This window comes from Acidovorax sp. KKS102 (assembly GCF_000302535.1).
Classification (GTDB): Bacteria; Pseudomonadota; Gammaproteobacteria; order Burkholderiales; family Burkholderiaceae_C; genus Acidovorax.
The window spans coordinates 1056785-1080993 of record NC_018708.1; the positions used below are offsets into that span (position 1 = coordinate 1056785).

The 24209-nt window shown below is 63.0% G+C and carries 22 protein-coding genes and 1 tRNA gene; 5 read left to right on the forward strand and 18 right to left on the reverse strand.

The window, feature by feature from the left end; genetic code table 11:
- Window positions 1–25: 25 nt before the first annotated feature.
- From C380_RS04780 to C380_RS04815, 8 genes are all read right to left on the reverse strand, one after another.
- A complete protein-coding gene (locus tag C380_RS04780) occupies window positions 26–1375 on the reverse strand; it encodes a tetratricopeptide repeat protein (RefSeq protein ID WP_015012761.1) in 1350 nt (449 codons plus the stop codon).
- 23 nt (window positions 1376–1398) lie between these two features.
- Complete coding sequence (locus tag C380_RS04785; protein ID WP_015012762.1) at window positions 1399–2007, reverse strand: hypothetical protein; 609 nt, start codon at window positions 2005–2007, stop codon at window positions 1399–1401.
- A 124-nt stretch (window positions 2008–2131) separates the two neighbouring features.
- Window positions 2132–3535 carry an amidase gene (locus tag C380_RS04790; protein WP_015012763.1) on the reverse strand — a complete coding sequence of 468 codons (1404 nt, stop codon included), beginning with the start codon at window positions 3533–3535 and terminating at the stop codon, window positions 2132–2134.
- A gap of 135 nt (window positions 3536–3670) precedes the next feature.
- Window positions 3671–5161, reverse strand: coding sequence for an ABC transporter substrate-binding protein (locus C380_RS04795; protein ID WP_015012764.1), 1491 nt, complete (start codon window positions 5159–5161; stop codon window positions 3671–3673).
- 106 nt (window positions 5162–5267) lie between these two features.
- Entirely contained in the window at window positions 5268–6149 is an 882-nt protein-coding gene (locus C380_RS04800) for an ATP-binding cassette domain-containing protein (RefSeq protein ID WP_015012765.1), read from the reverse strand.
- Entirely contained in the window at window positions 6146–7183 is a 1038-nt protein-coding gene (locus tag C380_RS04805) for an ABC transporter ATP-binding protein (protein WP_015012766.1), read from the reverse strand. Before C380_RS04805 ends, C380_RS04800 begins: the two co-directional genes overlap by 4 nt.
- A gap of 35 nt (window positions 7184–7218) precedes the next feature.
- A complete protein-coding gene (locus C380_RS04810) occupies window positions 7219–8097 on the reverse strand; it encodes an ABC transporter permease (RefSeq protein ID WP_015012767.1) in 879 nt (292 codons plus the stop codon).
- A gap of 5 nt (window positions 8098–8102) precedes the next feature.
- Window positions 8103–9065, reverse strand: coding sequence for an ABC transporter permease (locus C380_RS04815; RefSeq protein WP_015012768.1), 963 nt, complete (start codon window positions 9063–9065; stop codon window positions 8103–8105).
- Between the two features lie 208 nt (window positions 9066–9273).
- Here C380_RS04815 and C380_RS04820 point away from each other — a divergent pair, with 208 nt between their 5' ends.
- A complete protein-coding gene (locus tag C380_RS04820; protein WP_015012769.1) occupies window positions 9274–9531 on the forward strand; it encodes a YfhL family 4Fe-4S dicluster ferredoxin in 258 nt (85 codons plus the stop codon).
- Window positions 9532–9632: 101 nt separating this feature from the next.
- Here the strand turns inward: C380_RS04820 and pth are convergent, their stop codons facing one another.
- The 7 genes from pth to C380_RS04855 form a co-directional block, all read right to left on the reverse strand.
- Window positions 9633–10241 (reverse strand): aminoacyl-tRNA hydrolase, encoded by a 609-nt coding sequence (gene pth / locus C380_RS04825; protein WP_015012770.1) that lies wholly within the window; start codon window positions 10239–10241, stop codon window positions 9633–9635.
- A gap of 202 nt (window positions 10242–10443) precedes the next feature.
- A complete protein-coding gene (locus C380_RS04830; RefSeq protein ID WP_015012771.1) occupies window positions 10444–11079 on the reverse strand; it encodes a 50S ribosomal protein L25/general stress protein Ctc in 636 nt (211 codons plus the stop codon).
- A 160-nt stretch (window positions 11080–11239) separates the two neighbouring features.
- Window positions 11240–12214 (reverse strand): ribose-phosphate pyrophosphokinase, encoded by a 975-nt coding sequence (locus tag C380_RS04835; protein ID WP_015012772.1) that lies wholly within the window; start codon window positions 12212–12214, stop codon window positions 11240–11242.
- Between the two features lie 46 nt (window positions 12215–12260).
- Window positions 12261–12337 (reverse strand) — tRNA-Gln (locus tag C380_RS04840).
- Window positions 12338–12367: 30 nt separating this feature from the next.
- The gene (gene ispE, locus C380_RS04845; protein WP_015012773.1) at window positions 12368–13225 is read right to left on the reverse strand and encodes a 4-(cytidine 5'-diphospho)-2-C-methyl-D-erythritol kinase; all 858 of its coding nucleotides are present in this window, start codon (window positions 13223–13225) and stop codon (window positions 12368–12370) included.
- Window positions 13226–13292: 67 nt separating this feature from the next.
- Window positions 13293–13820: a lipoprotein insertase outer membrane protein LolB gene (locus tag C380_RS04850; RefSeq protein WP_083871579.1), complete on the reverse strand. Its 528-nt coding sequence runs from the start codon at window positions 13818–13820 to the stop codon at window positions 13293–13295.
- Entirely contained in the window at window positions 13820–15601 is a 1782-nt protein-coding gene (locus tag C380_RS04855; protein WP_015012775.1) for a tetratricopeptide repeat protein, read from the reverse strand. Before C380_RS04855 ends, C380_RS04850 begins: the two co-directional genes overlap by 1 nt.
- 29 nt (window positions 15602–15630) lie before the next feature.
- Here C380_RS04855 and mutM point away from each other — a divergent pair, with 29 nt between their 5' ends.
- The 3 genes from mutM to mutY all read left to right on the forward strand — a co-directional run bounded on the left by mutM (window position 15631) and on the right by mutY (window position 19577).
- The gene (mutM, locus tag C380_RS04860) at window positions 15631–16446 is read left to right on the forward strand and encodes a bifunctional DNA-formamidopyrimidine glycosylase/DNA-(apurinic or apyrimidinic site) lyase (protein WP_015012776.1); all 816 of its coding nucleotides are present in this window, start codon (window positions 15631–15633) and stop codon (window positions 16444–16446) included.
- Window positions 16447–16548: 102 nt separating this feature from the next.
- The gene (locus C380_RS04865; protein ID WP_015012777.1) at window positions 16549–18510 is read left to right on the forward strand and encodes a dynamin family protein; all 1962 of its coding nucleotides are present in this window, start codon (window positions 16549–16551) and stop codon (window positions 18508–18510) included.
- Window positions 18507–19577, forward strand: a complete 1071-nt coding sequence (gene mutY, locus C380_RS04870; protein ID WP_015012778.1) for an A/G-specific adenine glycosylase — start codon at window positions 18507–18509, stop codon at window positions 19575–19577. The genes C380_RS04865 and mutY overlap by 4 nt, the downstream gene beginning before the upstream one ends.
- Before the next feature lie 109 nt (window positions 19578–19686).
- Here mutY and rapZ read toward each other — a convergent pair whose 3' ends face one another.
- From rapZ to C380_RS04885, 3 genes are read right to left on the reverse strand one after another with little or no spacing between them, the layout of a single operon-like run.
- A complete protein-coding gene (gene rapZ / locus C380_RS04875; protein WP_015012779.1) occupies window positions 19687–20550 on the reverse strand; it encodes an RNase adapter RapZ in 864 nt (287 codons plus the stop codon).
- A complete protein-coding gene (recN, locus tag C380_RS04880; protein ID WP_015012780.1) occupies window positions 20550–22268 on the reverse strand; it encodes a DNA repair protein RecN in 1719 nt (572 codons plus the stop codon). The genes rapZ and recN overlap by 1 nt, the downstream gene beginning before the upstream one ends.
- A 2-nt stretch (window positions 22269–22270) precedes the next feature.
- A complete protein-coding gene (locus C380_RS04885) occupies window positions 22271–23167 on the reverse strand; it encodes an NAD kinase (RefSeq protein WP_015012781.1) in 897 nt (298 codons plus the stop codon).
- 28 nt (window positions 23168–23195) lie between these two features.
- Here C380_RS04885 and hrcA point away from each other — a divergent pair, with 28 nt between their 5' ends.
- Window positions 23196–24200 (forward strand): heat-inducible transcriptional repressor HrcA, encoded by a 1005-nt coding sequence (hrcA, locus tag C380_RS04890; protein ID WP_015012782.1) that lies wholly within the window; start codon window positions 23196–23198, stop codon window positions 24198–24200.
- Window positions 24201–24209 lie beyond the last annotated feature (9 nt).

Consider the following 24209-nt stretch of genomic DNA (forward strand, 5'->3'; position numbering starts at 1 on the left):
CTCGGCTGTCTTGGTGCTGAGTCCGCTATGTCGCCGACGGTAGCCCTAACACGCTGTTTATCGCCCTGATCTGCCTTGCCAACCGCACCGACTCCGGCTGCCCATTCACCATCGGCTGCACTACGTTCTGCACCGCCCCCCACTGCCCGTTGCGCTGCAGTGCATCCAGCCAGATCTGGTGGAACAGATCCCGCTGCGCATGGCTTCCTCCAATCTCCACCAGCCGGGGCAGAGCCACGCCCAGTTTCTCCACCGCCGTCGCCCAGTCGCCCTGCGCATGCGCCAGCAGGCCGTGGGCGGCAGGCACGCATACCTGCTGCCACACGGTGCGCTCGTGTGCCTCGGTGCGGGTGGCGGCGTGGGCTGCGATGTTGTTGTGCAGCGTGCGTGCGGCCTCCATGCGGCCTGCGCGGGCCAGGCCGTAGAGGTATTGCAGGTCCAGGAAGGGCAGTACATGGTCTGCCAGGCGCGGCGCCAGGTGGTCGGCCACGTCGGCCCAGCGGTCGCCCACGTCCACGCCCGCCAGCTCCAGCCGGGCGAGCAGGGACACGGCGTTGATCTGGTCCTGGGTGTATTCCTTGACCACGCCCCACACCTGGCTGTCGTAGAGCGCCAGCACTTCGGCATGCCGGTCTTGCTCCAGCAAAAACAGCGCCTGGTGCCACCAGTTGTGCGTGACCATGAAGGAGTTCAGGTCCGTCCAGGTGTCGCTCACGCTGGCCATGAAGTCTGTACCTTCGCGGATGCGGCCCTGGGTCAGCATGACGTGGGCCAGCGCGTGGTGGGCCCAGGGTTCTTTGCGGCACAGGGTGATGGCGTGGCGGGCGGCGCTTTCGGCCTCGGGCAGGCGGTGGCATTGCTCCCAGCCAAAGGCCAGCATGCCGTGCAGGTAGGGCACCTCGGCCGCTGCGGGCAGGGCCTGCAGTGCCAGGCGCAGCATGCCGGGTGAGTCGCCACGGTTGAACAAATGGTATTGGCCGAGCTTGAGGGACGCGAGGTCGCGCGGGTGCAGGCGGGCTTGCTCCTCGTGCAGTGCAATGGCGCGGGGCAGGTCACCATCCACCCAGGCGGCGATGGCGGCCACAAAGCGTTGCTCACGCTCGGTAGCATCTGCGGCACGGGCCAGGGCCTGGTCGATGAAGGTGCGCGCGTTGCGCGGGGCGTCTGCCGACTCGGCAAACATGTGCAGCGCCGCGCAGCTGGCCTGGACGATGGGGCTGGTGTCGGCCGCTGCGTTCAGCACGTTCACCGCGCGGGCTTCGCAGGCGATGAAGCCTTCTACAAAGTCATTCAGCGCTGTCGCGCTGGTTTCGTCCTGCAGCGTGATGGGGTTGCCCAGGCTGTCGGTCATGCGGGTGTGCGTGGAGGATGGCATGGGGCATTGTTCGGTCGCTGGGTTCAGCCGCCGTTGATCAAGGTCAGGTAGGCGTTGCGGGTTTCGGCGGACACCGAGGCCACGAGCTGTTCGTGCGGCGTCTGGTGCCGCGCCAGCATGCGGGCGCTGGCCACGGTTTTGGACTTGCAGTACCAGTGGCAGGTGTGCTGCATCAGAAACAGCTCGGCCGTCATCATGTAGGCGCGGTCCTTGGGCGACAGGTGGCTGGTGTTCTGCACCACATGGGCAATGCCGCGCGCATGGATGGCCAGGGCTCGGCGCACGTCAAAGGTCATGGCGGGCAGCAGCTTGTCGGCAAACGGTATCGGCACGGAGAGCCGGCTGACGCGGGCGTGGGCTTCGTCCACCTTGGCAAAGTCGGCGGCAAAGCGGCTGAATTGCTCGCTCAGCTGCGACTCGGTGGTGCTCAGCAGGCTCCAGATCTGGCTGCGGCGCTCGTCGGTGCTCTCGCCCAGGGCGCGCAGGTAGCCGTCGGTCAGCGCCTCCATCAGCTTTTCGATCTGGTAGTTGGCCAGGTGTTTGCCCAACAGTGCAATGCGCTTGCGCTGCTCTTTGGCGTTGAGCATGAAGGTGCCGGTGGCGATGAGGATCGCCAGGATGATGATGTCCATGCGGTGGTGGGATGGTTGTGTGTGGTGGTAACCCCAGGAGGGGTGTAATCGGTTCAAGGAGGACCCGCCCGCCAGGGGGCGTCGCCCCCAAGGTTACCAACAACAACGCATGACAGACGCAGGGTTATGCCGCAGGCGGCCGGGGCCATGCGCGCTGGGGCTCGCGGATGAGTTCGAAGGCATGCGCGACCTGCAGCACGCCCAGGTCGTCAAAACGCGCACCCGCAATCTGCAGGCCGATGGGCAAACCCGCGCGGGTGTACCCGCAGTTGACCGAGGCCGCAGGCTGCTCGGACATGTTGAACGGCACGGTGAAGCCGATGTGTTCCAGCGGGCGCAGCGGGTCGTTGGTGGGCGAGGGCAGCTCGGCCTGGAAGGCGACGTTGGGCGCCACGGGCGAGATCACGTAGTCGAACGCGCTGCAGGCCTTGACCGTGTTCACGCGGGTCAGGTGGAACTGGTGGCTGGCGTTAAAGACTTCGGTGCCGCTCATGCCGGCAGCGCTGTCGGCCCAGGTGCGGATGTAGGGCAGCACCTTGTCGCGCCGCGCCGCAGGCAGGGCTTGCAGGTCGATGTGGGACCGCATGCGCCAGAAATGGTCCATGCCGTCGAGCATGGCCTGGGTCATGAAGGGCGCCATGGGCACGATGGTGGCGCCGGCGGCTTCCATGAGTTTTGCTGCGCGCTCCACGGCGGCCTTCACTTCGGGTTCTACCGGCAGGCCGCAGCCTGCATCCAGCAGCAGGCCGATGCGCAGGCCGCGCAGGCGCTCGGCGCCCTTGTTGAACTGGCCCCAGGCGATGTCCTGGTAGGGCAGGCTCATGCTGTCGCGTGCGTCGGGCTGGCTCAGCACCTGCATCATCAGCGCGGCGTCGGCCACGGTGCGGGTCATGGGGCCGGCGGCGCGCCCGGTGTAAGGCGGGTCAATCGGGATGCGGCCCAGGCTGGGCTTGAGGCTGAAGATGCCGCACCAGCTGGCGGGCAGGCGCAGCGAGCCACCGATGTCGGTGCCAATGTGCAGCGGGCCGTAGCCCGCAGCGGCCGCCGCGCCGCCACCGGCGCTGGAGCCGCCGGGGCCCTTGCTCACGTCCCAGGGGTTGCGCGACAGCGGGTGAAAGGTGGACAGGCCCGAGGACAGCATGCCGTAGTCGGGCATGGTGGTCTTGGCGACGATGACGGCACCGGCCTCGCGCATGCGGGCGGCAGGGGGTGCGTCGGCGGCAGCGGGCACCAGCTCGACGGCGGCCGTGCCCAGCGGGGTGGGGTCGCCTTCGGTGGCAATGTTTTCCTTGATGGTGCTGGGCACGCCGTCGAGCGCGCCCTTGGGCTCGCCGCGCAGCCAGCGGGCCTCGGAGGCTCGGGCTTGCGCCAGGGCGGCCTCGGGGCGCAGCAGGTAGGTGGCCTGGATGTGGGGCTCCCACCGTTCGATGTGGGCCAGCACGGCCTGCGTGACCTCAACCGGTGACAGCTTGCGCTGGCGGTAGGCGGCAATCAGGTCGTGGGCGGGCAGGTCGTGCAGTTCGGTCATGGTGGAGTGGATGGTCACCGTAGCGACGTTTATCAATAAAAAAGGCTGCAAGCGCTAGTGGATCAAGCGCTGGCAGCTATTGTTTTAGGAGTATTGGCTCCTGCACGCGCCGCGTTGTGTTGCGGCGCGTGGCGGTCAGGACCAGGACAGCGCGGAGATGTCGTTGACGAACACGGGCATGTCTTTCCACAGGCCCTTGAGGTTCTTGTTGGCCACCGTGATCCACTGGTTGGAGTACAGGAAGGCGTGCACCGAGTCCTCGGCCAGCAGGCGCTGCGCATCGCCCAGCAGCTTGGCGCGGTCGGCGGGGCGGGCGGCGTTCTTGATCTGATTGAACAGGTCGTTGAACTTGGGCGAGTTGTAGGCCCAGTAGTAGTCAGGCTTGGCAAAGTTGCCCAAGTCAAAGGGCTCCACGTGGCTGATCACGGTCAGGTCATAGTTCTTGCTGCCGTAGGTGCCGCTGAGCCACTGCGCCCATTCCACGTTCTGGATCTTGGCGACGATGCCGACCTTGGCCAGCTGGGCTGCAATCACCTCGCCACCCTGGCGGGCGTATGGCGTGGGGGGCAGCGTCATCGTCAGCTCCAGCGGCGTTTTGATGCCGGCTTCGGCCAGCAGCTTCTTGGCCTTCTCGGGGTCGTAGGGGTTCACGCCCGTGGTGTCCACGTAGCCAAACGCGCCGGGCACGTAGTGGCTGCCGATGGGCGCGCCGTAGCCGTCGCCCGCGCCTTCGATCACGGCTTTGCGGTCAATGGCGGCGGCAATGGCGCGGCGCACGCGCACGTCGTCCAGCGGCTTCTTGCCGTTGTTGATGGCCAGGATGGTCTTGGCGCGCGAGCCGCTGACCACCACCTGGAACTTGGGGTTGGCCTTGAACTGCGCCACGCTGCGGGGGGTAACGCGGGGGAAGGCGTCCACGTCGCCCGCCAGCAGGGCCGCCACCTGGGCAGCCGGGTCGGAGATGAAGCGGAAGGTGGCGCGCTTGATCTTGATGGCCTTGGCATCGCGGTAGTCGGCCCAGGCGGTCAGCACGACCGACGAGCCCTTGTTCCACGCCTGCAGCTGGTAGGGGCCGGTGCCCACGGGCTTGTTGGCGTTGGTGTCGGCGCTCTTGGGCTCCACGATGATGGAGGTGGCCTGGCCCAGCACGAACAGCAGGTCGGGGTCGATCTCCTTGTTGAGCAGCACGACGGTGTAGTCGTCCACCACCTGGGTGGTGATGCCGGCAAAGGTGCGCTTGTCCTTGTTGGTGCTCTTCTCGCCGCCTGCGCGGTCGTACGAGAACTTGACGGCCGCAGCGGTGAAGGGCTCGCCGTTCTGGAACTTCACGCCACGGCGCAGCTTGAAGGTGTAGGTCTTGAGGTCGGGCGAGACCTCCCAGCTTTCGGCCAGCAGGGGCGACACGCTGCCGTCGGGGTTGATCTTGGTGAGCGTCTCGAAGATGTTGTACTGAACGATCTCGGCGATGGCGGAGGCCGCACCGGCGGTGGGGTCCAGGCCTGGGGGCTCCAGCGTCATCGCCAGCGTCACCGCATCTTTGCGGCCTTGCGCCAGGGCGCCAAGCGAGGTGGTCAAGGGCACAGCGGCGATGGCGCCAGTGGCAAGGACGGTACGGCGGTTCAGCATGTTCGGACTCTCCAGACAAAAAACCAGACAACAACCATAAAGACCCCCGGTGCAATTTGTTACCGGGGAGGAAAGAAGCTTTTTACACCATCACACCTGCATGTGGTTATGCGGTTTTTGCCGTTGCCGCAGCGGCTGCCGCACGGCGCGCCCGCGCGCGGCCGGGCTGCACCTGCGGCACGGCGCCCACCAGCGACTGTGTGTAAGGGTGCTGCGCGTTGCGGAACAGCTCGCCCGGCGAGCCGCGCTCCACGATGCGTCCCTGGTACAGCACCACCACCTCGTCGCACAGGTGGTTGACCACCGCGAGGTCATGGCTGATGAGCATGTAGGTGATGCCGAACTGCTGCTGCAGGTCTTGCATCAGGTTGAGCACCTGGGCCTGCACCGACACGTCGAGCGCGCTCACCGGCTCGTCGGCCACGATGAGGCGAGGCCGGGTGATGAGGGCGCGCGCAATCGCAATGCGCTGGCGCTGGCCGCCCGAAAATTCGTGCGGGTACTTGCCCAGGTCATTGGTGCGCAGGCCCACCTGGGTCAACACCTGGGCGGCCTGCTCGCGCTGCTCGGCGCGCGTGGTCTGGCCTTGCGCCTGCAGCGGCTCGGTCACGATGCGCTCCACCGTCTGGCGCGGGTCCAGCGACCCGTACGGGTCCTGGAACACCATCTGGAAGTCGCGCCGCGCCTGGCGCAGCTCTTCGGCGGGCAGCTGGTGCAGGTTGCGGCCCAGCAGCTCCACCGTGCCGGAGGTGGGCGCATCCAGCGCCATCACCAGCCGTGCCAGGGTGGACTTGCCCGAGCCCGATTCGCCGACGATGCCCAGGCTGCGGCCTGCGGCAATCGAGAAGTTCACGCCGTTGAGCGCATGCACCTTACCCGGCGGGCGGAACAGGTGCTCGCGGGGCAGGGTGTATTCACGCACCAGGTCGGTCACCTGGAGCAGCGGCGCGGTGGTTGGGACAGAAGTGGGGTGGGATGCCTGGGTCATGCGGCCACCTCGACGATGTTCACCACGTTCGCACTCTGCGCCTCGGCAATGGCCTCGCGCCGCAGGCAGCGCACCAGGTGGTCGCCGTCGGCATCGGTGGCCACCAGGGTGGCTTCGGGTTGTTTGTGGTGGCAGTCATCCACCGTGTAGCTGCAGCGCCCCGCAAAGGGGCAGCCTGCGGGCAGGTCCACCAGCTCGGGCACCGTGCCCGGAATGGTGGACAGACGAGGGCGTTGCCCAGGCGCGTGCACGGCACCCAGGTGGGGCCGGGCTGCGAAAAGCCCGCGTGTGTAGGGGTGCGCCATGGCCGAGAAGACCGAGGCGGTGGAGCCGCTCTCGACCACGCTGCCGCCGTACATCACCATCATGCGGTCCACGTTCTGCGAGATCACGCCCAGGTCGTGCGAGATGAGGATCAGCGCCATGTTGCGCTCGGCCACCAGGTCGCTGATGAGGTCCAGGATCTGCTGCTGGATGGTCACGTCCAGCGCCGTGGTGGGCTCGTCGGCAATCAGCAGGTCGGGCCCGCAGGCCAGTGCCATCGCAATGGTGATGCGCTGGCGCTGCCCGCCTGAGAACTGGTGCGGGTAGGCATCAAAACGCTGCGCGGCATTGGGGATGCCCACGCGGTCCAGCAGGGCAATCGCTTCGGTGCGTGCGGCTGCCGCATTCATGCCCCGGTGCAGGCGCAGCGGCTCTGCCACCTGGCGGCCAATGGTGTGCACGGGGTTGAGGGCCGTCATGGGCTCCTGGAACACCATGCCAATGCGGTTGCCGCGCATCTGGCACATCTGTGCATCGGTGCGGCCCACCAGCTCTTGGCCGTCAAAGCGGATGCTGCCGGTGACCTGCGCGCTCTCAGGCAGCAGGCCCATGAGCGACATGGCGGTGATGGATTTGCCACAGCCCGATTCACCGATCAGGCCCAGGGTTTCACCGCGCGCCAGCGAAAAGCTCACGCCGCGCACGGCATCGGCGGGGCCCCGGTGCGTCTGCAGGCGGATGCGGAGGTTGGAGACTTCTAACAGAGACATCGTGGAGTGCTGGTGGTCTTCGGTGCGGGGGGCTGTCAGCGCTTGCGAGAGAGGCGGGGGTCGAGCAAATCACGCAGCCCGTCACCCAGCAGGTTCAGCCCCAGCACGGCCAGCGCAATTGCCACACCCGGCCACACGGCCAGCAGCGGGGCCTGGAACATCAGCGTCTGTGCCTCGCTCAGCATGCGGCCCCAGGAGGGCTGGGGCGGCTGGGTGCCCAGGCCCAGGTACGACAGGGCCGCCTCGGCCAGTATGGCCAGCGCGAACTGGATGGTGGTCTGCACGATGAGCACCGACAGGGTGTTGGGCAGCACATGCTCCAGCGTGATTCGCCAGGTGCCTTTGCCACAGGCCCGCGCGGCCAGGATGTATTCACGCGCCCACACGGCATTGGCCGAGGCGCGGGTGACGCGCGCAAACGTCGGGATATAGAAGATGCCGATGGCGATGATGGAGTTGACGATGCCTGCGCCAAACACCGCCGTCATCATGATGGCCAGCAGCAGAGCGGGGAAGGCAAACGTGAAGTCCGCCAGCCGCATGATGAGTTCTTCCACCCAGCCGCGCTTGGCGGCGGCCAGCAGGCCCAGCGCCGTGCCGATGGTGAGGCCGATGCCCACTGCGATCACGCCCACCAAGATGGAGTTACGGGCGCCCACCATCAACAGCGACGCCACGTCGCGCCCGAAGGCATCCGTGCCCAGCCAGTGTGTGCTGGACGGCCCTGCCAGCTTGTTGGCAAGGTCCATTTCGTAAGGCGACCAGGGTGTCCAGACCAGCGACAGTGCAGCAGCCAGCACCAGAAGCAGTGACAGAACGGCACCGATGACAAAGCTGCGGTGGCGCAGCGCGCGGTGCAGCCAGCTCGGGGCGGAGGTAGCTGCGGGGGATGGTGAGGAAATGGCGGCGCTCATGGGGATCAGATATCGGATGCCTTCACACGGGGATCGATTACTGCATACAGCACGTCCACCACGAAGTTCACGACGATGACCATAGCGGCGAGCAGCATCACGCAGTTGCGCACGACGATCAGATCGCGGTTGGAAATCGACTGGAAGATCAAACGGCCCAGGCCGGGCAGGTAGAACACGTTTTCCACCACGATGGTGCCCGCCAGCAGCGAGGCAAACTGCAGCCCCATCACCGTGACCACCGGAATCATGGCGTTTCGCAGCACATGGCCCCACAGCGCGGCGCGCTGCGTCAGGCCCTTGGCACGCGCCGTGCGCACAAAGTCTTCACGCAACACCTCCAGCACGGCCGAGCGGGTGATGCGCGCCAGGATGGCCGCTTGCACCACGGCCAGCGCAATGGCGGGCAGCAGCAGGGCCTTGAGGGCTTCGAGCGGGCTGCCGCCCGCGTCTTCCGTCCAACCCGGAAAGCCACCGGCCGAGAACCACTGCAACTTCACCGAGAACAACAGGATCAGCAGGATGGCAAACCAGAAGTTGGGAATGGCAATGCCGATCTGCGCCAGGCCCATCACGCCCACGTCGCCCAGCTTGTTGTGGCGTGCCGCGGCGTACACACCGGCGGCCAGGGCCAGCACCGTGGTGATCACCATGGCCATCAGGGCCAGCGGCACGGTGAGCGCCAGGCGCTCCAGCACCAGGTCGAGCACGGGCGAGCTGTAGGCGTAGCTGTCGCCCATGTTGCCCACCACCAGGCCGCTCACCCATTGCCAGTAGCGCAGGGTGGCGGGCTGGTCCAGACCCAGCTTGGTGGCCAGAGCTGCGACCGCATCGGGAGAGGCATCGGGGCCCATCAGAATCTGCGCGGCATTGCCCGGCAGGATTTCCAGCACCAGAAACACGACGATGGAGGCGCCAATCAACGTGGCCAGGAGGGTGACAAACCGCTTGAGAAAAAACAGGCCCATGGGTGGGGTGCGTTGGCAGGTGGGTCAGACGCAGGGGCGTCAAAATTAATGTGTATACACAGCATAACGGTAAAAACGTCCCCGTCAGCGGTGGTGGGTTGCAGTGTGGCACGCAAGGCACATGCCACCGGCGCGGGATAATACGGAGCATGAACCGCGCCGCTCGCTCCGTTGCCCCTGTTTTTGGCCCCGTGCATTGGGAGGCCGTATGGCGCTGATGATCACGGACGAGTGCATCAACTGCGATGTGTGCGAGCCCGAATGCCCCAACCAGGCGATCTACCTGGGGCAGGAGATCTACGAAATCGACCCGAACAAGTGCACGGAATGTGTGGGGCATTTCGACGAGCCCCAGTGTGTGCAGGTCTGCCCTGTGGCCTGCATCCCCGTGAACCCGCAACACGTGGAAAGCCGTGAAACCCTGTGGCAGAAGTTTCAGCGGCTGCAGGCGTCTGCGTCAACGTAATTTGAATCCAATCGGCCGCTTGCGCTAGTGGATCATGCCTGGAACGCTATTGAATAAATAGCAAAATCCGCTGCGTAACGGCTGAGCGTGCCGGTCGCCCATCAGTCCTCTACGGGCCGAGGGGGCTTGGGGCGGGGCGGTTTGGTGGTGTGGATGAGCAGCGTGGCCTTTTCCATGTCGCCCGCCAACAAAGCGGGATAGGCCTTGAGCGAGTGGGCGATGCTGTCCTCGATCAGCGTGCGCTGGTCTGGCGACGGTTTCTTGAGCACCCAGTTGGCCACTTCGCTCTTGACGCCCGGATGGCCGATGCCGATGCGCAGGCGCCAGTAGTCGGGCGATCCCAATTGTCCGTGGATGTCGCGCAGGCCGTTGTGCCCGGCATGGCTTCCGCCGCGTTTGAGCTTGACCTGGCCGGGGGCAATGTCCAGCTCATCGTGCACCACCAGGATTTCTTCGGGCAGGATCTTGAAGAAGCGAGCCAGCGAGGCCACGGACTTGCCCGAGAGGTTCATGAAGGTCTGCGGCTCCAGCAGCCATACGTTCTGGCCATGCACCGTGGTGCGCGCCACCAGCCCGTGGTAGCTGCGCTCGGGCACCAGCGTAGCCTTGAGTTCGCGCGCCAGGGCATCAATCCACCAGAAGCCGGCGTTGTGCCGCGTGTCCTCGTAGTCCGGCCCGGGGTTTCCCAGGCCTACAAACAGCTTGATCATGTGCGGGATTATCGGTGGCTGGGATGGGGGCAGGCCGTCGGGATGGCTGCAGCGCCGTTGAAGCCGTGTTCAGGAAGTGGGCTGTGCAGTTTGCGAGATGCGCCGCACCAATGAAAACGGCCCACGCAAGGTGGGCCGTTTCGTGGTCAACACCGCAAAGCGGGTTGACCGGGTGAAGTGATCGAGGTCGTGGACCGACGAATTACTTCTTGCCCTTGCCCTTGCCCTTGGCATCGGCAGCAGGAGCAGCGTCAGCAGGGGTCTCAACGACCACGACGGGAGGCACAACTGACACCAGCACGGGGTTGTTGTTCTGGCCGCCACGGACCTTGGCCACCACGCCCTTGGGCAGCTTGATGTCCTTCAGGTGCAGGGAAGCACCCTTTTCCAGCTTGGACAGGTCCACAGCGATGAATTCGGGCAGGTCCGAAGGCATGCAGGTCACGTCCAGTTCGTTCACGACGGGGTTGACCATGCACTTGTCCACCTTGACGGCGTTGGACTCTTCAGCACCGCTGTAGTGCAGTGGCACCTTCAGGTGCAGCTTGGTCTTGTCGTCCACGCGCTGGAAGTCGATGTGCAGCACCAGTTGCTTGTAGGGGTGGTATTGCACGTCACGCAGCACGACCTTGGACGTAGTGCCAGCCACTTCCATGTCCAGCACGCTGGAGTGGAACGCTTCCTTCTTGAGGGCGTGCCACAGAGCGTTGTGGTCCACCTCGATCAGTTGGGGCTCTGCAGCACCACCGTACACGATGCCAGGCGTCTTGCCCGAATTACGCAGACGGCGGCTCGCACCCGTACCCTGCTTGGCGCGCTCAAAAGCGACGAAGTTCATAGTTAGCTCCTGAAAAGGACAGACCGCGACCAGTCATATCCCGATTAAAAAAGGCCTATTACGCCACTGTGGCGGCAGGCCTGCGCATTGCTCTCGAACAGACAAGCCTCCCGAAGGAGGCCTGCGTGCAATCCGACTGCAACGCTCCCGGGGGAGCGCGTCAGAACAGGTTGTCCTGGTCCGAGAACAGACTCATGACCGACTCACCCTTGGCAATGCGCTGGATCGTTTCGGCGATCAGCGGGGCCACGGAGAGTTGGCGAATCTTGGAACATCCCTTGGCGTTATCGCTCAGCGGGATGGTGTTGGTCACCACCACTTCATCGAGGGCCGTGCCCTTGGCGATGCGTTCGATGGCAGGACCGGAAAAAATGGGGTGCGTGCAGTAGGCGTACACGCTCTTAGCGCCACGCTCCTTGAGCACTTCGGCCGCCTTCACCAGCGTGCCGGCGGTGTCGATCATGTCGTCCATGATCACGCAGTTGCGGCCTTCGATTTCGCCGATCACGTGCATGACTTCCGACACGTTGGCCTTGGGGCGGCGCTTGTCGATGATGGCCAGGTCACAACCCAGTTGCTTGGCCAGTGCACGGGCTCGCACCACGCCACCCACGTCGGGGGAGACGACGATCAGGTCCTCGTAGTTCTTCTGGCGCAGGTCGCCCAGCAGCACTGGCGACGCGTAGATGTTGTCCACGGGGATGTCGAAGAACCCTTGGATCTGGTCGGCGTGCAGGTCCATGGTCAGCACGCGGGCCACGCCCACGGCTTGCAGCATGTTGGCCACCACCTTGGCCGTGATCGGCACACGGGTCGAGCGGGGGCGGCGGTCCTGGCGGGCGTAACCGAAATAAGGGATCACGGCGCTGATGCGTTCAGCCGACGCGCGCTTGAGCGCATCGACCATGATCAGCAGTTCCATGAGGTTTTCGTTGGTGGGTGCGCAGGTGGACTGCACCACGAAAACATCACGTGCACGCACGTTTTGCTTGATTTCGACGGTGACTTCACCGTCAGAGAAGCGACCCACGTCAGCCGCACCGAGGGTGGTGCCGAGGTGTTGGGCAATTTCAGCTGCCATGCCAGGATTGGCATTGCCGGTGAAAACCATGAAGTCGGGGTGGTTGGCTTGCATGAGCGTCCCAGCAGTCTGAAATAAAAGCCCGTACGCGGAAAGCGTTTGGCAGGGGAAGAAGGATTCGAACCTTCGCATGCCGGAATCAAAATCCGGTGCCTTAACCAGCTTGGCGACTCCCCTACACAGGTCAATTGCCGAAGGCAACCAACCTTAAATTTCTCCTGATGCCCAACCTGCCAGAGGATGAACCATCAGATTTTCACATGCCTTCACTTGCCAGCCCTCTGGGGCTCCGCACAGGTCGACTGCATGTGACATCTGCGCAAACACTGCACTGCCTGAGCCTGTCATTCTGCCTTTGAGGCCGCGATCGTTGAGCCATTCAATGGCTTTTAAAACATCGGGGCAAAGAGCCTGAGCAACCGGCTGCAAGTCGTTTCGACCGAAGTCAAAGTGTGCTGCAGCAAAGCCTAAGATTGTAGCACTATCTGAGTCGCGTTTCAAACTTGGTGACGAAAAAATTTCTTTTGTCTCCAAACCTGCAGCGGGCTTCACGATCACAAAGCTCGCTTGCGGCAGCTGGTGCGCTTTCTCAAGCGGCGTGATTGTCTCACCAATTCCCTCCACCCAAGCGTTGTGACCGCATAAAAAAAACGGAACATCTGCACCCAGTTGCAAACCGATCTTGGCCAACGCGTGTCTTGGCAGGTTGAGCCCCCATAACCGGTTCAACGCGAGCAGCGTGGTGGCGGCATCAGACGAGCCTCCTCCCATGCCCGCCTGTGCAGGCACGCGTTTCATGATGCTGATGTGCGCACCCTCGCGGCAGCCCGTGGCTGCTTGCAGCGCGCGAGCTGCGCGAACCGAGAGATCCACTTCGGGCAGTGCCATCGACAGGTCTTCCCGCGAAATCGACCCATCGGCTCGGCGCTCGAAGTGCAAGGTGTCGCACCAGTCCACGAGCATGAACACGGATTGCAGCAAGTGGTAGCCATCCGCACGGCGCCCGGTAATGTGCAGAAAGAGATTGAGCTTGGCCGGGGCCGGCACGTCATACAAGGCTTGCATGGGGAAGGGTGGGGTGCGAGGTGGTGCGGTGCGAACGCCGCTGCTGGCCGCCGCGGTGGGCAGGCCGTCAGGGAGTCAGTGCAATGCGCAGCGTGGCGGTGGGCTGTGGATCGTCACGGCGTGCCGTCAGCCGTCCGTCGGCAATGCCGGTGAGGTCAGCTTGCCACCCCGTCGCACTGGCCTGAGTGCCCTTGAGCCAGTTGAAAAGGGCGGTCACAGGAATGCGCGTACCGGTCACGTCCTGGAGCAGCGTGTCGAGGGAATCAGAGGTGCGGGTGTTCTGGCCGCTGACCAGTTGCGCATGCCCATCCTTCCAATCGAGTTGCGCAATGCGATTGCCGAATGGGCTGAGCAAAACGAGTCCACCGGCTTGGGCGGTGCCGCGCAGCTCAAACATGGCGGAAAAAGACTGCGAGGCCTGCCCGTCAATCTGCAGTGCGATGCGACCGTTCCAGCTGTTTTCCTCCACAGGGGCTGATGGCATTGGCTGCGCACAGCCCGCAAGCCATAAGGCACACAACACCAGCCAGCCCATCCATCGATGACGAAGCGTTCCGGTCAGTGAGCTGGCGATGCTGCCAAACAGGCCTGGCATCAGAGGGAGGCTCCGAGGCGTTTCAGGGTCTCTCTGAGGGTGTCGTTGTCGGGGCTGGCGCGTTGTCCTTCTTTCCAGACGCGCGTTGCGCCGTCCTTGTCGCCCATGCTCCAGAGAACCTCACCCAGATGTGCGGCTATCTCCACGTCGGGCCGGGCCTTGAAGGCCGCTTCGAGGTGCTTGCGCGCGTCGGCCTTGTTGCCCAAGCGGAATTCCACCCATCCCAGGCTGTCCATGATGAAGGGGTCGTTGGGGGCAAACTGCAGGGCCTTCAGGATGAGCTGTTTGGCCTCATCCAGCCGCACACCCCGGTCTGCGAGCGAATAGCCTAGGGCGTTGTAGGCGTGGTGATAGTCCGGCTGGCGTGCGATCACCTGGCGTAGCAGCTGTTCCATGGTGTCGGGCTGGCCAGCCTTTTCGGCGAGCATGGCCTGGTCGTAGACTAATTCGGCATCGTCCGGAGCTATGGTCACCAGTTCCGTTTGCACTTTGTAGGCTTCCTGGTACAGGCGTTGGTCGCGCAGTAGCTGTACTTCGGCCATGAGTTTTAGGCGGTGGCTCTCTGGGGAATTGCCTGGCAAGCTGCGCAACAAGGCCCGTGCCTGGGCGAGCTTGCCCTGGCGTGCCAGCAATGATGCGCGACGCGTCTGTGCACCAAAGACCTCCTCTGCGTTGTCGATGCGTGCAAGCCAGGCTTCTGCGCCCGCAAAGTCTTTCTTTTTCTCGGCAATCTGTGCGTGCAGCAAATACGCCTGCGTGAGACTCTTTCGCCGCAGGTCGGCATCGGCGGACGCAGAGGCAAGCTCCATGAACCGCTGCAGCGACGCCTCAGCAGCGGGCAGCCGGTTGTCTTGGTATTGCAGAGTGGCCGCCACCAGCCAGGCCTCCGTCAGATCAGGCTTTTCCTTCGTGACGGTTTCCAGTTGGCGACTGGCCTCTGGGTAGCGCTGCAGGCCCAGCAATACCCGTGCATACGCCATGCGCAGGTCCGGGATGGGCTGCTTGGACAGTGTTTGCGTCACGATGGGCTCCGCGTCCAGCAGGCCTTCGTCCATCAGCTCCAGCGCCAGCCGGGCGGCACTTTCGCTGGCATTGTCCAAGCCCTGCGCCCTGCGTGCCGCGTCCAGCGCGCCGGCCTTGTCACCCGCAGCAAGCCTCAAGCGGCCCAGCGATACCCAGGCCTCGGGCCCGGTGGCTGGATTGGTGAGTTCGTTGACCAGGGCTTGTTCCACCACTTTGGCGGCCAGCGCTTTGTCGCTCGCACGTCCATACAGTTGCGGCAAGGAGGCCAGCGCAGAAGCCTTGGACCGGGGAGAGGCCTGTGCGAGTTCCTGGCGCAGCAATTCCGGTGTTTCGGCGATGCGGTTCAACGCGATCAGGATTTGCAGCACATATTGATTGGCCTCGCGCGACTGGGGCAGGGCTTCCTTCCAGGCTCTGGCGGCAGCCAGGGCGTATTCGCCCGATCGTGACTGCAAGGCAATGTCAGCGGCGCGTTGGTAAAGCTGACCATCCGCACTACGGCGCGCGGCCTCCAGCATGAATGCGTAGCCGGCGCCTGGGTCCCCGGTTCGCGCACTGATCTCGCCCAGGAAGATTTCGTAGAACAGCTCTGCGTCCAGCGCGGGGTTGGAAGCCACTGAAGAGGAGGACTCGCTCGGGGGGCGGCTTTCGCTGGCGGGCTTTTGGGCCCAGGCAGAGTGGGCGGCGGCCGCAATCACGGTGGCCAAGGCGACGGTACGAAAGCTGTGGGATAACACCATCGGGCCATAATAATCCATGCCTGTTAAGCCGTTGCCCGGTTGTTTGTATGCCTGAGTTGCCTGAAGTGGAAGTGACGCGGCGCAGTTTTGCTAACGCGATCACTGGAGCCCGGATCGAGGCGGTGGTGATGGGCAAGCCCTTGCGATGGCCTCTGGGTTGCGACCCGCAATTGCTGGTGGGTCAGCAAGTGGGCGGATTGCGCCGGCGAGGCAAGTACCTGTTGCTGGATATGGAGCAAGGCCTGCTGCTTCTGCATCTGGGCATGTCCGGCAGCCTGCGGTTTGCTACTGACATGCCGGAAGCGGGCGCGCATGACCATTTTGACCTCGTCACCAACCGCGGCACGCTGCGCCTGCACGACCCACGCCGATTTGGCGCGGTGGTCTATGCGCCATCAGATGATTCGCCCGTGGCCGCGAAGCTGCTGGGTGGGTTGGGCATGGAGCCCTTGTCAGAAGAGTTTCTGCTCCCGACTTTTCAGGCGGGACTCAAGAAAAGCCGGATGCCCATCAAGCAATTGCTTCTGGCGGGACGCTTGGTGGTGGGGGTGGGGAATATCTATGCCTCCGAGGTGCTTTTCTTGTCTGGCATCCGTCCCACTACTGTAGCTTCCCGCATCGGCGCTGCCCGGGTCCAGAAGTTGCATCAGGCCATTCGTTCCGTGCTGGCCCGCGCTGTAGAAATGGGGGGGAGCACACTGCGCGACTTTTCGAATGCCGATGGAATGGCGGGCCACTTTCAGACGGCCGCGAATGTGTATGGCCGCGATGGTCAGCCATGCCACGCCTGTGGTACAGCCATCGAGCTGATTCGCCAGGGACAAAGAAGCACTTACTTCTGCCGGCAGTGTCAACGCCCCTAGGTGCCGTCGTCCGATCGGCGGTTTGTGACAGCTGGCGGACGGTCGATGCTATATTTTGTATATACCTGCCTCGCGGGCCATCCATAGATCTCTGGGAGCAAAGTGGGACCTTCATTCAACGAACAGTTTGACCAGCATGGCGTCTGGCGACGGGAGTTCGCCCAGCAGCTAAAGCGGCTGGCCGATTGGATGGCCACGCATGACCTCATGGATGCAGCGGTGCAAGAGCGCCTGCAGCGGCTGGAGGAACAGGTACGCAGTGACAAGGTCATGGTGGCGTTTGTGGCGGAGTTTTCGCGCGGCAAGTCAGAGCTGATCAATGCGATCTTTTTTGCTGACTACGGCCGCCGCATCATGCCTGCCAGCGCTGGCCGCACGACCATGTGCCCCACCGAGCTGGGTTACGACGCCAATGTGGCGCCCAGCTTGCGGCTGCTACCCATTGAAACCCGGCTTCAGATGCAGAGTCTGGCGGAGTGGCGCGTCAAGGCAGACCGCTGGCACGAGATTCCCCTGGACGTGGGCAACGCGGACCAGATTGCCAAAGCCCTCGAAAAAGTGGCGGAGGTGTGCAAGGTCAGTTTGGACAATGCGCGTGCGCTGGGTTTCTGGCATGACGATCTGACGGACGAGAATCCTGTGCCCGATGCGCAGGGCATGGTGGAGGTGCCCATGTGGCGCCACGCCATCATCAATATCCCTCACCCCCTTTTGAAGCAAGGGCTGGTGATTCTGGACACGCCCGGCCTGAACGCCGTGGGTGCGGAGCCGGAGTTGACCGTCAACCTCATTCCCCAGGCACACGCGGTAGTGTTCATCCTGAGCGCTGATACCGGTGTGACGCGCTCGGACCTCTCGATCTGGCGTGAGCACCTGGCCATCTCACCAGAGAGCGTGGAAGCGCGTTTGGTGGTGTTGAACAAGATCGATACGCTCTGGGACACGCTCAACACCGCCGATCAAGTCCAGTCTCAGATGGAGCGGCAGTGCGCGACCTCGGCGGAGATGCTTGGTGTGTCTCTGGATCGTGTGGTGCCGGTATCGGCCCAAAAGGGCTTGGTCGCCAAGATCACCGCGGATGACGTATTGCTGGAAACCAGTGGACTCCCCGCGCTGGAAGAGGCCCTGGCCAAAGGCATCATGGGCAGGCGCCAGTCCATATTGCGAGCTGCTGTGGCCACGGGCGTGGCGAGCCTGCGCACTGAAACGTCGCGGGTCATCAACATTCGGCGGCGGGACCTCGATGACCAGATGGCAGAGCTTCGCAGCCTGCGGGGCAAGAATGCATCGGTGATCGAATCCATGCGCCATCGCATAGAGCAAGAGCAGCGTGAATTCGACCTCAGTACCGCCAAGATTCAGGCGGTTCGCGCGGTTCATCTCAAGTTGCTGCGTGATGTGTTCCAACAGCTGGGCGCCAAGGCTCTCAAGGCAGAGCTGGCCGAGCTGGCCCAGACGCTGCAGCAAAAAGGGCTCAAGGTCGGCGTCAAGAAGATATACGTCCAGACCTTTGACAAGCTGCGAGGCACCTTGGACAAAGCGCAAGCCTCTGGAACCGAGATCCAGGCCATGCTGAGCGGGACCTTCCGGCAGCTCAATGCCGAGTTCGGTTTTTCCTTGCAGGTGCCTGCGCCACCACAGCTGGAGCATTTTGCGCAAGACCTGCACCAAATCGAGCAGAGCCACTTGCAGTACCTGGGCATGGGCAATGCGCTCAAGCTGGCGCAACCCGAGTTTGCCGAGCGTCTGGTGCGTGCTTTGGCGATGCGTTTGCGTACGGTCTACGAGTCGGCCGCCAACGACCTGGAACTGTGGAGCAAATCCGCCACCGCGCAATTGGACGCGCAGCTGCGGGAGCGGCGGCGCAGCTTCGCTCGTCGCATGGAGGCGGTAGACCGCATTCAACAGGCTGCCAGTGGGTTGGTGGAAAGAATCTCCGAAATCGAGGCTGGCGAAGAGGAGTTGGGACAGCTGGAGCGCAAGCTCCACGAGCTCACCTCCAAGTTGGTGGCTCTGCCAGGGGCTGTGCCGGCCGTGACTGAAGCGCATCCGGTTTCTGCATGAGTGCTGAATCCCGAGAGGGTGTGGCCGAGCGGGTAGTCGCTTGGCAGGCGGTACACGGGCGTAACCATCTGCCCTGGCAGCAGACCCGAGACCCGTACCGGGTGTGGCTGTCGGAGATCATGCTGCAGCAAACCCAGGTCGCCACCGTGCTGGACTACTACACGCGCTTTCTGGGCCGGTTTCCTGATGTGAGCGCCCTGGCGGCAGCCCCTCAGGACGAAGTTCTGGGATTGTGGAGCGGTTTGGGTTACTACAGCCGTGCACGCAACCTCCATCGCTGCGCCCAGCAAATCATGACCGACCATGGCGGTGCCTTCCCGCGAACGGCGTCGGTGCTGGCGTCTTTGCCGGGCATCGGGCGTTCAACCGCCGGCGCCATTGCAGCATTCTGTTTTTCAGAGCGCGTACCCATTCTGGATGCCAATGTGAGGAGGGTCCTGACGCGTCTGCTGGGCTTTGACAAAGATCTGGTCTCTGCCAAGAACGAGCGCCTTCTATGGGAGCATGCCGATGCGCTGTTGCCTGTGCGCGATCTCGATGTGGCGATGCCCCGTTACACCCAGGGCTTGATGGACTTGGGGGCATCCCTGTGCACGCCTCGCTCTCCGAAATGCTTCGATTGCCCTTTGGCGGATGATTGCGTCGCTTTCAAGGAAGGCAATCCTGAACGCTATCCCGTCAGAACCCGGAAACTGTCACGCCGCGCCGAATCCTGGCAATTGGCGATCCTGCGCGATGGCCAGGGCCGCATCTGGCTGCAGCGCCGCCCTCCAACAGGGATCTGGGCGGGAATGCACTGCGTACCCGTCTTCCCTGACCTGGAGTCCCGAGATACTTTTGTGAATAGCTTGGGTGGCAATGAGCAATTGGTGCAGCAAGAGCTGCAGCCCTTCGTACATGTGCTGACGCACCGGGACCTGCACCTTCATCCCTTGTTGATACAGGCCAGCGGGATGATTGCTCTGGCAAAAGACGGGGAGTGGCTGGGGCCAGACCAATGGTCTTCGGTGGGGTTGCCGGCGCCTATTCGCAAGTTGCTGGACACCACACAATCTACCCTTTGGTAGGTGCGCATGTCGCTCCAGCGAATGTCTGTGCCGCCTTCGCCAGCGCCCAGATCCCGTTACTCGTGCTGCGCGCAGGTTAGCGCGTAGCAATCAGGCGCCAGCGCAAGAGTCAGCGCCCGTCCAGTTCGCGGTGGCGCTTTAGTGCGGTCCACCGGACGCTGAAAGCCTGGGCCAATCTTTCGACCAGATAGACAGAGCGATGTTGCCCGCCCGTGCAACCGATAGCTACCGTGACGTAGCTTCGGTGGTTGCGGTCCAGCATGTCCAGCCAGTGCGTCAGAAACTGTTCAATATGCGCTCGCATCAGAGCCACGTCCGGCTGCAGATCCAGAAAATCAGCCACAGGCTGGTCCAATCCCGTGAGGTCCCGAAGGGCGGCCTCATAGTGCGGGTTGGGGAGCATGCGCACGTCGAAGACGTAGTCGGCATCCATGGGAATGCCGCGTTTGAACGCAAAGGACTGGAACACCAAGGTCAACTGCCCTTGCGCCGTGGACATAAGGCCTTTGACATAACTTTGCAATTGGGAGGCGCGAATGGTGCTGGTGTCGATCACGTGCGACTGTTCGCGCAGCTCGGCCAGCAACTCCCGCTCCAGCTCAATGATCTGGACCAACGCCCTGCGCCCTTGTTGAAGATCGTCGTGCGACAAGGGGTGGCGGCGGCGCGTTTCGGAGAAACGCCGCACCAAGGTATCAATCGTGGCGTCCAGAAAAAGGGATTTCACGGCCACGCCCTGGCTGCGCAAGCGGCTCAATTCCTGAGGCACCTGGTGCAGCGAGGTGGCGCTGCGGACATCCACTGCAATGGCTACGCGGTTGCCATGGTGTTTGTGTTCCAGCGCTACGAAGGCTGGCAGCAGTTCGGGTGGCAGGTTGTCTACGCAGTAGTAGCCAGCATCTTCCAGTGCGTGCAAGGCGACGGATTTTCCAGATCCTGACATGCCTGTGATGACAACGATCTCAAGGGCCATCAGCGTTTCCTCGCGGCGGTAGAGGAGGTAGACGAATCCGAAGGCGGGGTAGGCGCACTGGTCAGCGCCAGCGCAGCAGTGCTCAGCATTTCGCGCGCGTGCGCCAGCGTGGTCTCGGTAGAGCGCTCGCCACCCAGCATGCGAGCGATTTCTGCCACTCGTTCATCTTGCTGCACAACCAGAACCGTGCTGGTTGTGCCTTGAGCGCTCTTGTTTTTAGCCACTTTGAGGTGGTGATGCGCACAGGCCGCCACTTGCGGCAGGTGGGTCACTGCCAGCACTTGCCGATCGCGCCCCAGCTGTTGCATCAGCCTTCCTACGGTTTCGGCGACTGCTCCACCCACCCCGGAGTCCACCTCGTCAAAAATGAGCGTAGGGGCGGCACCCAATTCACTGGTTGTGACCGCAATGGCGAGCGAAATGCGAGACAGCTCGCCACCCGATGCGACCTTGCCGACGGGCTTGGGTGTCATGCCTGGGTGCCCTGCGACCAAGAACACGACATCGTCGATACCATCGGGTGAGGGCTCTGCCGCCTTGCCCACCGATACCTCAAATTTGCCACCCTCCATGCCGAGTCCCTGCATGGCCTGAGAGATGGAGGCGGAGAGTTTGGGGGCCGCTTTGGCTCGGGCCATGGATAGCGTGCGTGCCGCTGCCTGGTATGCCTTGGCGCTGGCCGACTCGCTGGCTTGCAGTCTGTCAAGATCGGTTGCAGCATCAAGCTCGTGCAGGGATGCTTTCCAGTCCTTGAGTAGCGCAGGTAGCTCTGCAGGAGGGCGTTTGTATCGGCGTGCCAGTCCCATCCACTGGGATATGCGCTCGTCCAGCTCCGTCAGCCGTTGCGGGTCGATGTCTGCATGGCGCAGGTAGCTGTGCAGCGAGTGCACTACATCGGTCGTCTGCGCCAGGCTCGACGCCAAGATATCGGCCAGATTGGCGAACTCTGGCTCAATATGTTCTTGGGCTTGAAGAAGGGCATGCGCGCGGGTCAGTGCGGAAACAGCTCCACCTTCGTCTTCCTGCAAGGCCTGAAGCGTCCCCTGCGCTCCATCCAGCAGGGCCTGTGCATGGGACAGGCGTTTGTGTTGGGCGTCGAGTTCCTCCCACTCGTCATCACCGGGCCCCAGCTTGTCCACTTCGGCGATTTGCCACTGCAGGCGCTCGCGCTCTTGCTGCAGTGTGGCTTGCGCGGCGCGCGCCTGTTGCAATGCTTTGAGGTCCGCGCGCCATTGCGCCCAGCGGGATGCTGTGTCTCGGGTGTTCACACCGGCGAAAGCGTCAAGCAAGCCTCGCACCGATTCTGGTCGGGTCAGGCTTTGCCACGCGTGCTGACCGTGGATATCGACAAGCATCTCGCCCAGCGAGCGCAACTGGGAGGCCGTAGCAGGGGTGCCATTGATCCACGCACGGCTCTTGCCCTGCGCGTCGACGGTACGGCGCAGCAGCAGCCTGTCATCGGCTTCAAACCCTCCTTCATCCAGCCAGGGGCGGGCGTGCGCGGGGCAGTCAAATTCCGCGCAAATGTCGGTCTTGTTGCATCCCTCTCGCACCACGCCCGCATCTGCACGCGCCCCCAAGGCCAGTTGCAATGCGTCGATCAGAATGGACTTTCCTGCACCTGTCTCCCCGGTCAAAACGGTGAAGCCATTGCGCAAATCCAGTTCCAGCGTTTGTACGATCACGAAATCGCGCAGGGTAATCTGCCGCAGCGCCATGGTCAGGAGCCCCCTTCATTCCAGCGCAGCTTCTTGCGCAGTGTCGCGAAGTAGTTCCAGCCCTGCGGGTGTAGAAAACGTACACGGTGTTCCGATCGTTTGACGAGGATGCGGTCGCCATGCAGCAAGGATGCGAGAGACTGCATGTCGAAGTTTGCGCTGACATCGCGCCCGCTCACCACTTCAACGGCTACTTCCGTCGCATCGGAGAGCACGATGGGGCGGTTGGACAGCGTATGGGGTGCGATAGGAACCAGCACCCAGCCTGGGATGGAGGGGTGAAGCATTGGCCCCCCTGCTGACAGCGAATAGGCTGTCGATCCGGTGGGGGATGCAATGATGAGACCGTCGGCCCTTTGGTTGGCCACAAACTGTCCACCCACTTCCACGCGCAGCTCCACCATGCCTGAAGTTGCGCCACGGTTGACGACCACATCGTTCATGGCAAGGGCTTCAAACACCACACGCTCATCGCGAACCACGGTTGCGTGCATCAGTGGCCGCTGGTCTTCTTCGTAGGCCCCTCGCAGCATGGGCGGCAATGTGGTCTGATAGGTGTCGAAAGGAATGTCGGTGATGAAACCCAGTCGGCCCTGATTGATGCCGATCAGTGGTGTTCCAAAACGGGCCAGGCGGCGACCGATGCCCAGCATCGTCCCATCACCCCCGACTACCAGGCCCAGATCGCACCGCGCACCGATCTGGTCTACATTCAAAGATGGATAGTGTGTCAGTCCGGTATTGCTGGCGGTTTCCGCTTCGAGTGCAACCTCACATCCCTGACGCTCCAAGAAATGTGCAATGTCTTCCAAAGCCCTGCGCGAGCCGTCGCCAGAGGCGCCTGTAGCTAAAGTCTGGTACTTGCCTATAAGTGCGACATGGCGGAAATTGGACGTCATCACGAAATTACATCATTAAAATCATTCCATGCTCGATGACCGTGCCAAGTTGTTGCTGAAAGCCCTGGTCGAGCGTTACATCGCTGATGGGCAACCCGTGGGATCGCGGACGCTTTCTCGTGCGTCTGGCCTGGATTTGTCGCCTGCTACGATTCGGAACGTCATGGCGGACCTGGAAGAACTGGGCCTGATTGCGAGTCCACATACCTCCGCAGGCCGCATTCCCACCGCGCGTGGATACCGTTTGTTTGTGGACACGATGCTGACGGTGCAGCGGGAGTCGGTCATGCCAGCGCAGTTGGCTCCGGAGCAGCCCCAAAAGGTCATCGCCAACGCCGCACAGCTGCTGTCCAACCTCTCCCAGTTCGTCGGTGTGGTGATGGCTCCTCGGCGTACTTCCGTATTTCGTCACATAGAGTTCCTGCGACTCTCTGAAAAGCGCTTTCTCGTCATCATCGTGTCGCCGGAAGGTGACGTACAGAATCGTGTGATCTTCACCGAGGTGGATCACTCTCAGTCGCAACTGGTCGAAGCCTCCAACTTTCTGAATGCACATTACGCCGGGCTCGCAATGGAGCAGGTGCGAGAGCGTTTGAAGTCCGAGGTCGATGTGCTGCGCGGAGAGATCGCATCGCTCATGCAAGCAGCAGTCAACGTAGGTTCGGAAGCACTCTCCGAGGCGCAGGACGAGGTGGTAATTTCTGGCGAGCGCAACCTGCTCTCCGTCAGTGATTTCTCCAGCGACATGGGTAACCTGCGCAGGGCATTCGACTTGTTCGAGCAGAAGACGCAGATCCTTCGCCTTCTGGATATCTCAAGCCAAGCGGAAGGGGTGCGCATCTACATCGGCGGCGAGAGCCAGGTCGTGCCTTTTGAAGAGCTCTCGATCGTCAGCTCCCCTTATGAGGTGGACGGCAAGGTGGTGGGGACTTTGGGTGTGATTGGTCCTACGCGCATGCCATACGACCGCATGATCCAGATCGTGGATATCACTTCCAAGCTGGTGTCCAACGCACTCAGTCACCGCAAGTAAGCCCCTACA

Bases quoted from the DNA above. Each gene is read 5' to 3' on its own strand.
- C380_RS04780 (WP_015012761.1), bottom strand. From the start codon at position 1,375: ATGCCATCCTCCACGCACACCCGCATGACCGACAGCCTGGGCAACCCC.
- C380_RS04785 (WP_015012762.1), bottom strand. From the start codon at position 2,007: ATGGACATCATCATCCTGGCGATCCTCATCGCCACCGGCACCTTCATG.
- C380_RS04790 (WP_015012763.1), bottom strand. From the start codon at position 3,535: ATGACCGAACTGCACGACCTGCCCGCCCACGACCTGATTGCCGCCTAC.
- C380_RS04795 (WP_015012764.1), bottom strand. From the start codon at position 5,161: ATGCTGAACCGCCGTACCGTCCTTGCCACTGGCGCCATCGCCGCTGTG.
- C380_RS04800 (WP_015012765.1), bottom strand. From the start codon at position 6,149: ATGACCCAGGCATCCCACCCCACTTCTGTCCCAACCACCGCGCCGCTG.
- C380_RS04805 (WP_015012766.1), bottom strand. From the start codon at position 7,183: ATGTCTCTGTTAGAAGTCTCCAACCTCCGCATCCGCCTGCAGACGCAC.
- C380_RS04810 (WP_015012767.1), bottom strand. From the start codon at position 8,097: ATGAGCGCCGCCATTTCCTCACCATCCCCCGCAGCTACCTCCGCCCCG.
- C380_RS04815 (WP_015012768.1), bottom strand. From the start codon at position 9,065: ATGGGCCTGTTTTTTCTCAAGCGGTTTGTCACCCTCCTGGCCACGTTG.
- C380_RS04820 (WP_015012769.1), top strand. From the start codon at position 9,274: ATGGCGCTGATGATCACGGACGAGTGCATCAACTGCGATGTGTGCGAG.
- pth (WP_015012770.1), bottom strand. From the start codon at position 10,241: ATGATCAAGCTGTTTGTAGGCCTGGGAAACCCCGGGCCGGACTACGAG.
- C380_RS04830 (WP_015012771.1), bottom strand. From the start codon at position 11,079: ATGAACTTCGTCGCTTTTGAGCGCGCCAAGCAGGGTACGGGTGCGAGC.
- C380_RS04835 (WP_015012772.1), bottom strand. From the start codon at position 12,214: ATGCAAGCCAACCACCCCGACTTCATGGTTTTCACCGGCAATGCCAAT.
- ispE (WP_015012773.1), bottom strand. From the start codon at position 13,225: ATGCAAGCCTTGTATGACGTGCCGGCCCCGGCCAAGCTCAATCTCTTT.
- C380_RS04850 (WP_083871579.1), bottom strand. From the start codon at position 13,820: ATGCCAGGCCTGTTTGGCAGCATCGCCAGCTCACTGACCGGAACGCTT.
- C380_RS04855 (WP_015012775.1), bottom strand. From the start codon at position 15,601: ATGGATTATTATGGCCCGATGGTGTTATCCCACAGCTTTCGTACCGTC.
- mutM (WP_015012776.1), top strand. From the start codon at position 15,631: ATGCCTGAGTTGCCTGAAGTGGAAGTGACGCGGCGCAGTTTTGCTAAC.
- mutY (WP_015012778.1), top strand. From the start codon at position 18,507: ATGAGTGCTGAATCCCGAGAGGGTGTGGCCGAGCGGGTAGTCGCTTGG.
- rapZ (WP_015012779.1), bottom strand. From the start codon at position 20,550: ATGGCCCTTGAGATCGTTGTCATCACAGGCATGTCAGGATCTGGAAAA.
- recN (WP_015012780.1), bottom strand. From the start codon at position 22,268: ATGGCGCTGCGGCAGATTACCCTGCGCGATTTCGTGATCGTACAAACG.
- C380_RS04885 (WP_015012781.1), bottom strand. From the start codon at position 23,167: ATGACGTCCAATTTCCGCCATGTCGCACTTATAGGCAAGTACCAGACT.
- hrcA (WP_015012782.1), top strand. From the start codon at position 23,196: ATGCTCGATGACCGTGCCAAGTTGTTGCTGAAAGCCCTGGTCGAGCGT.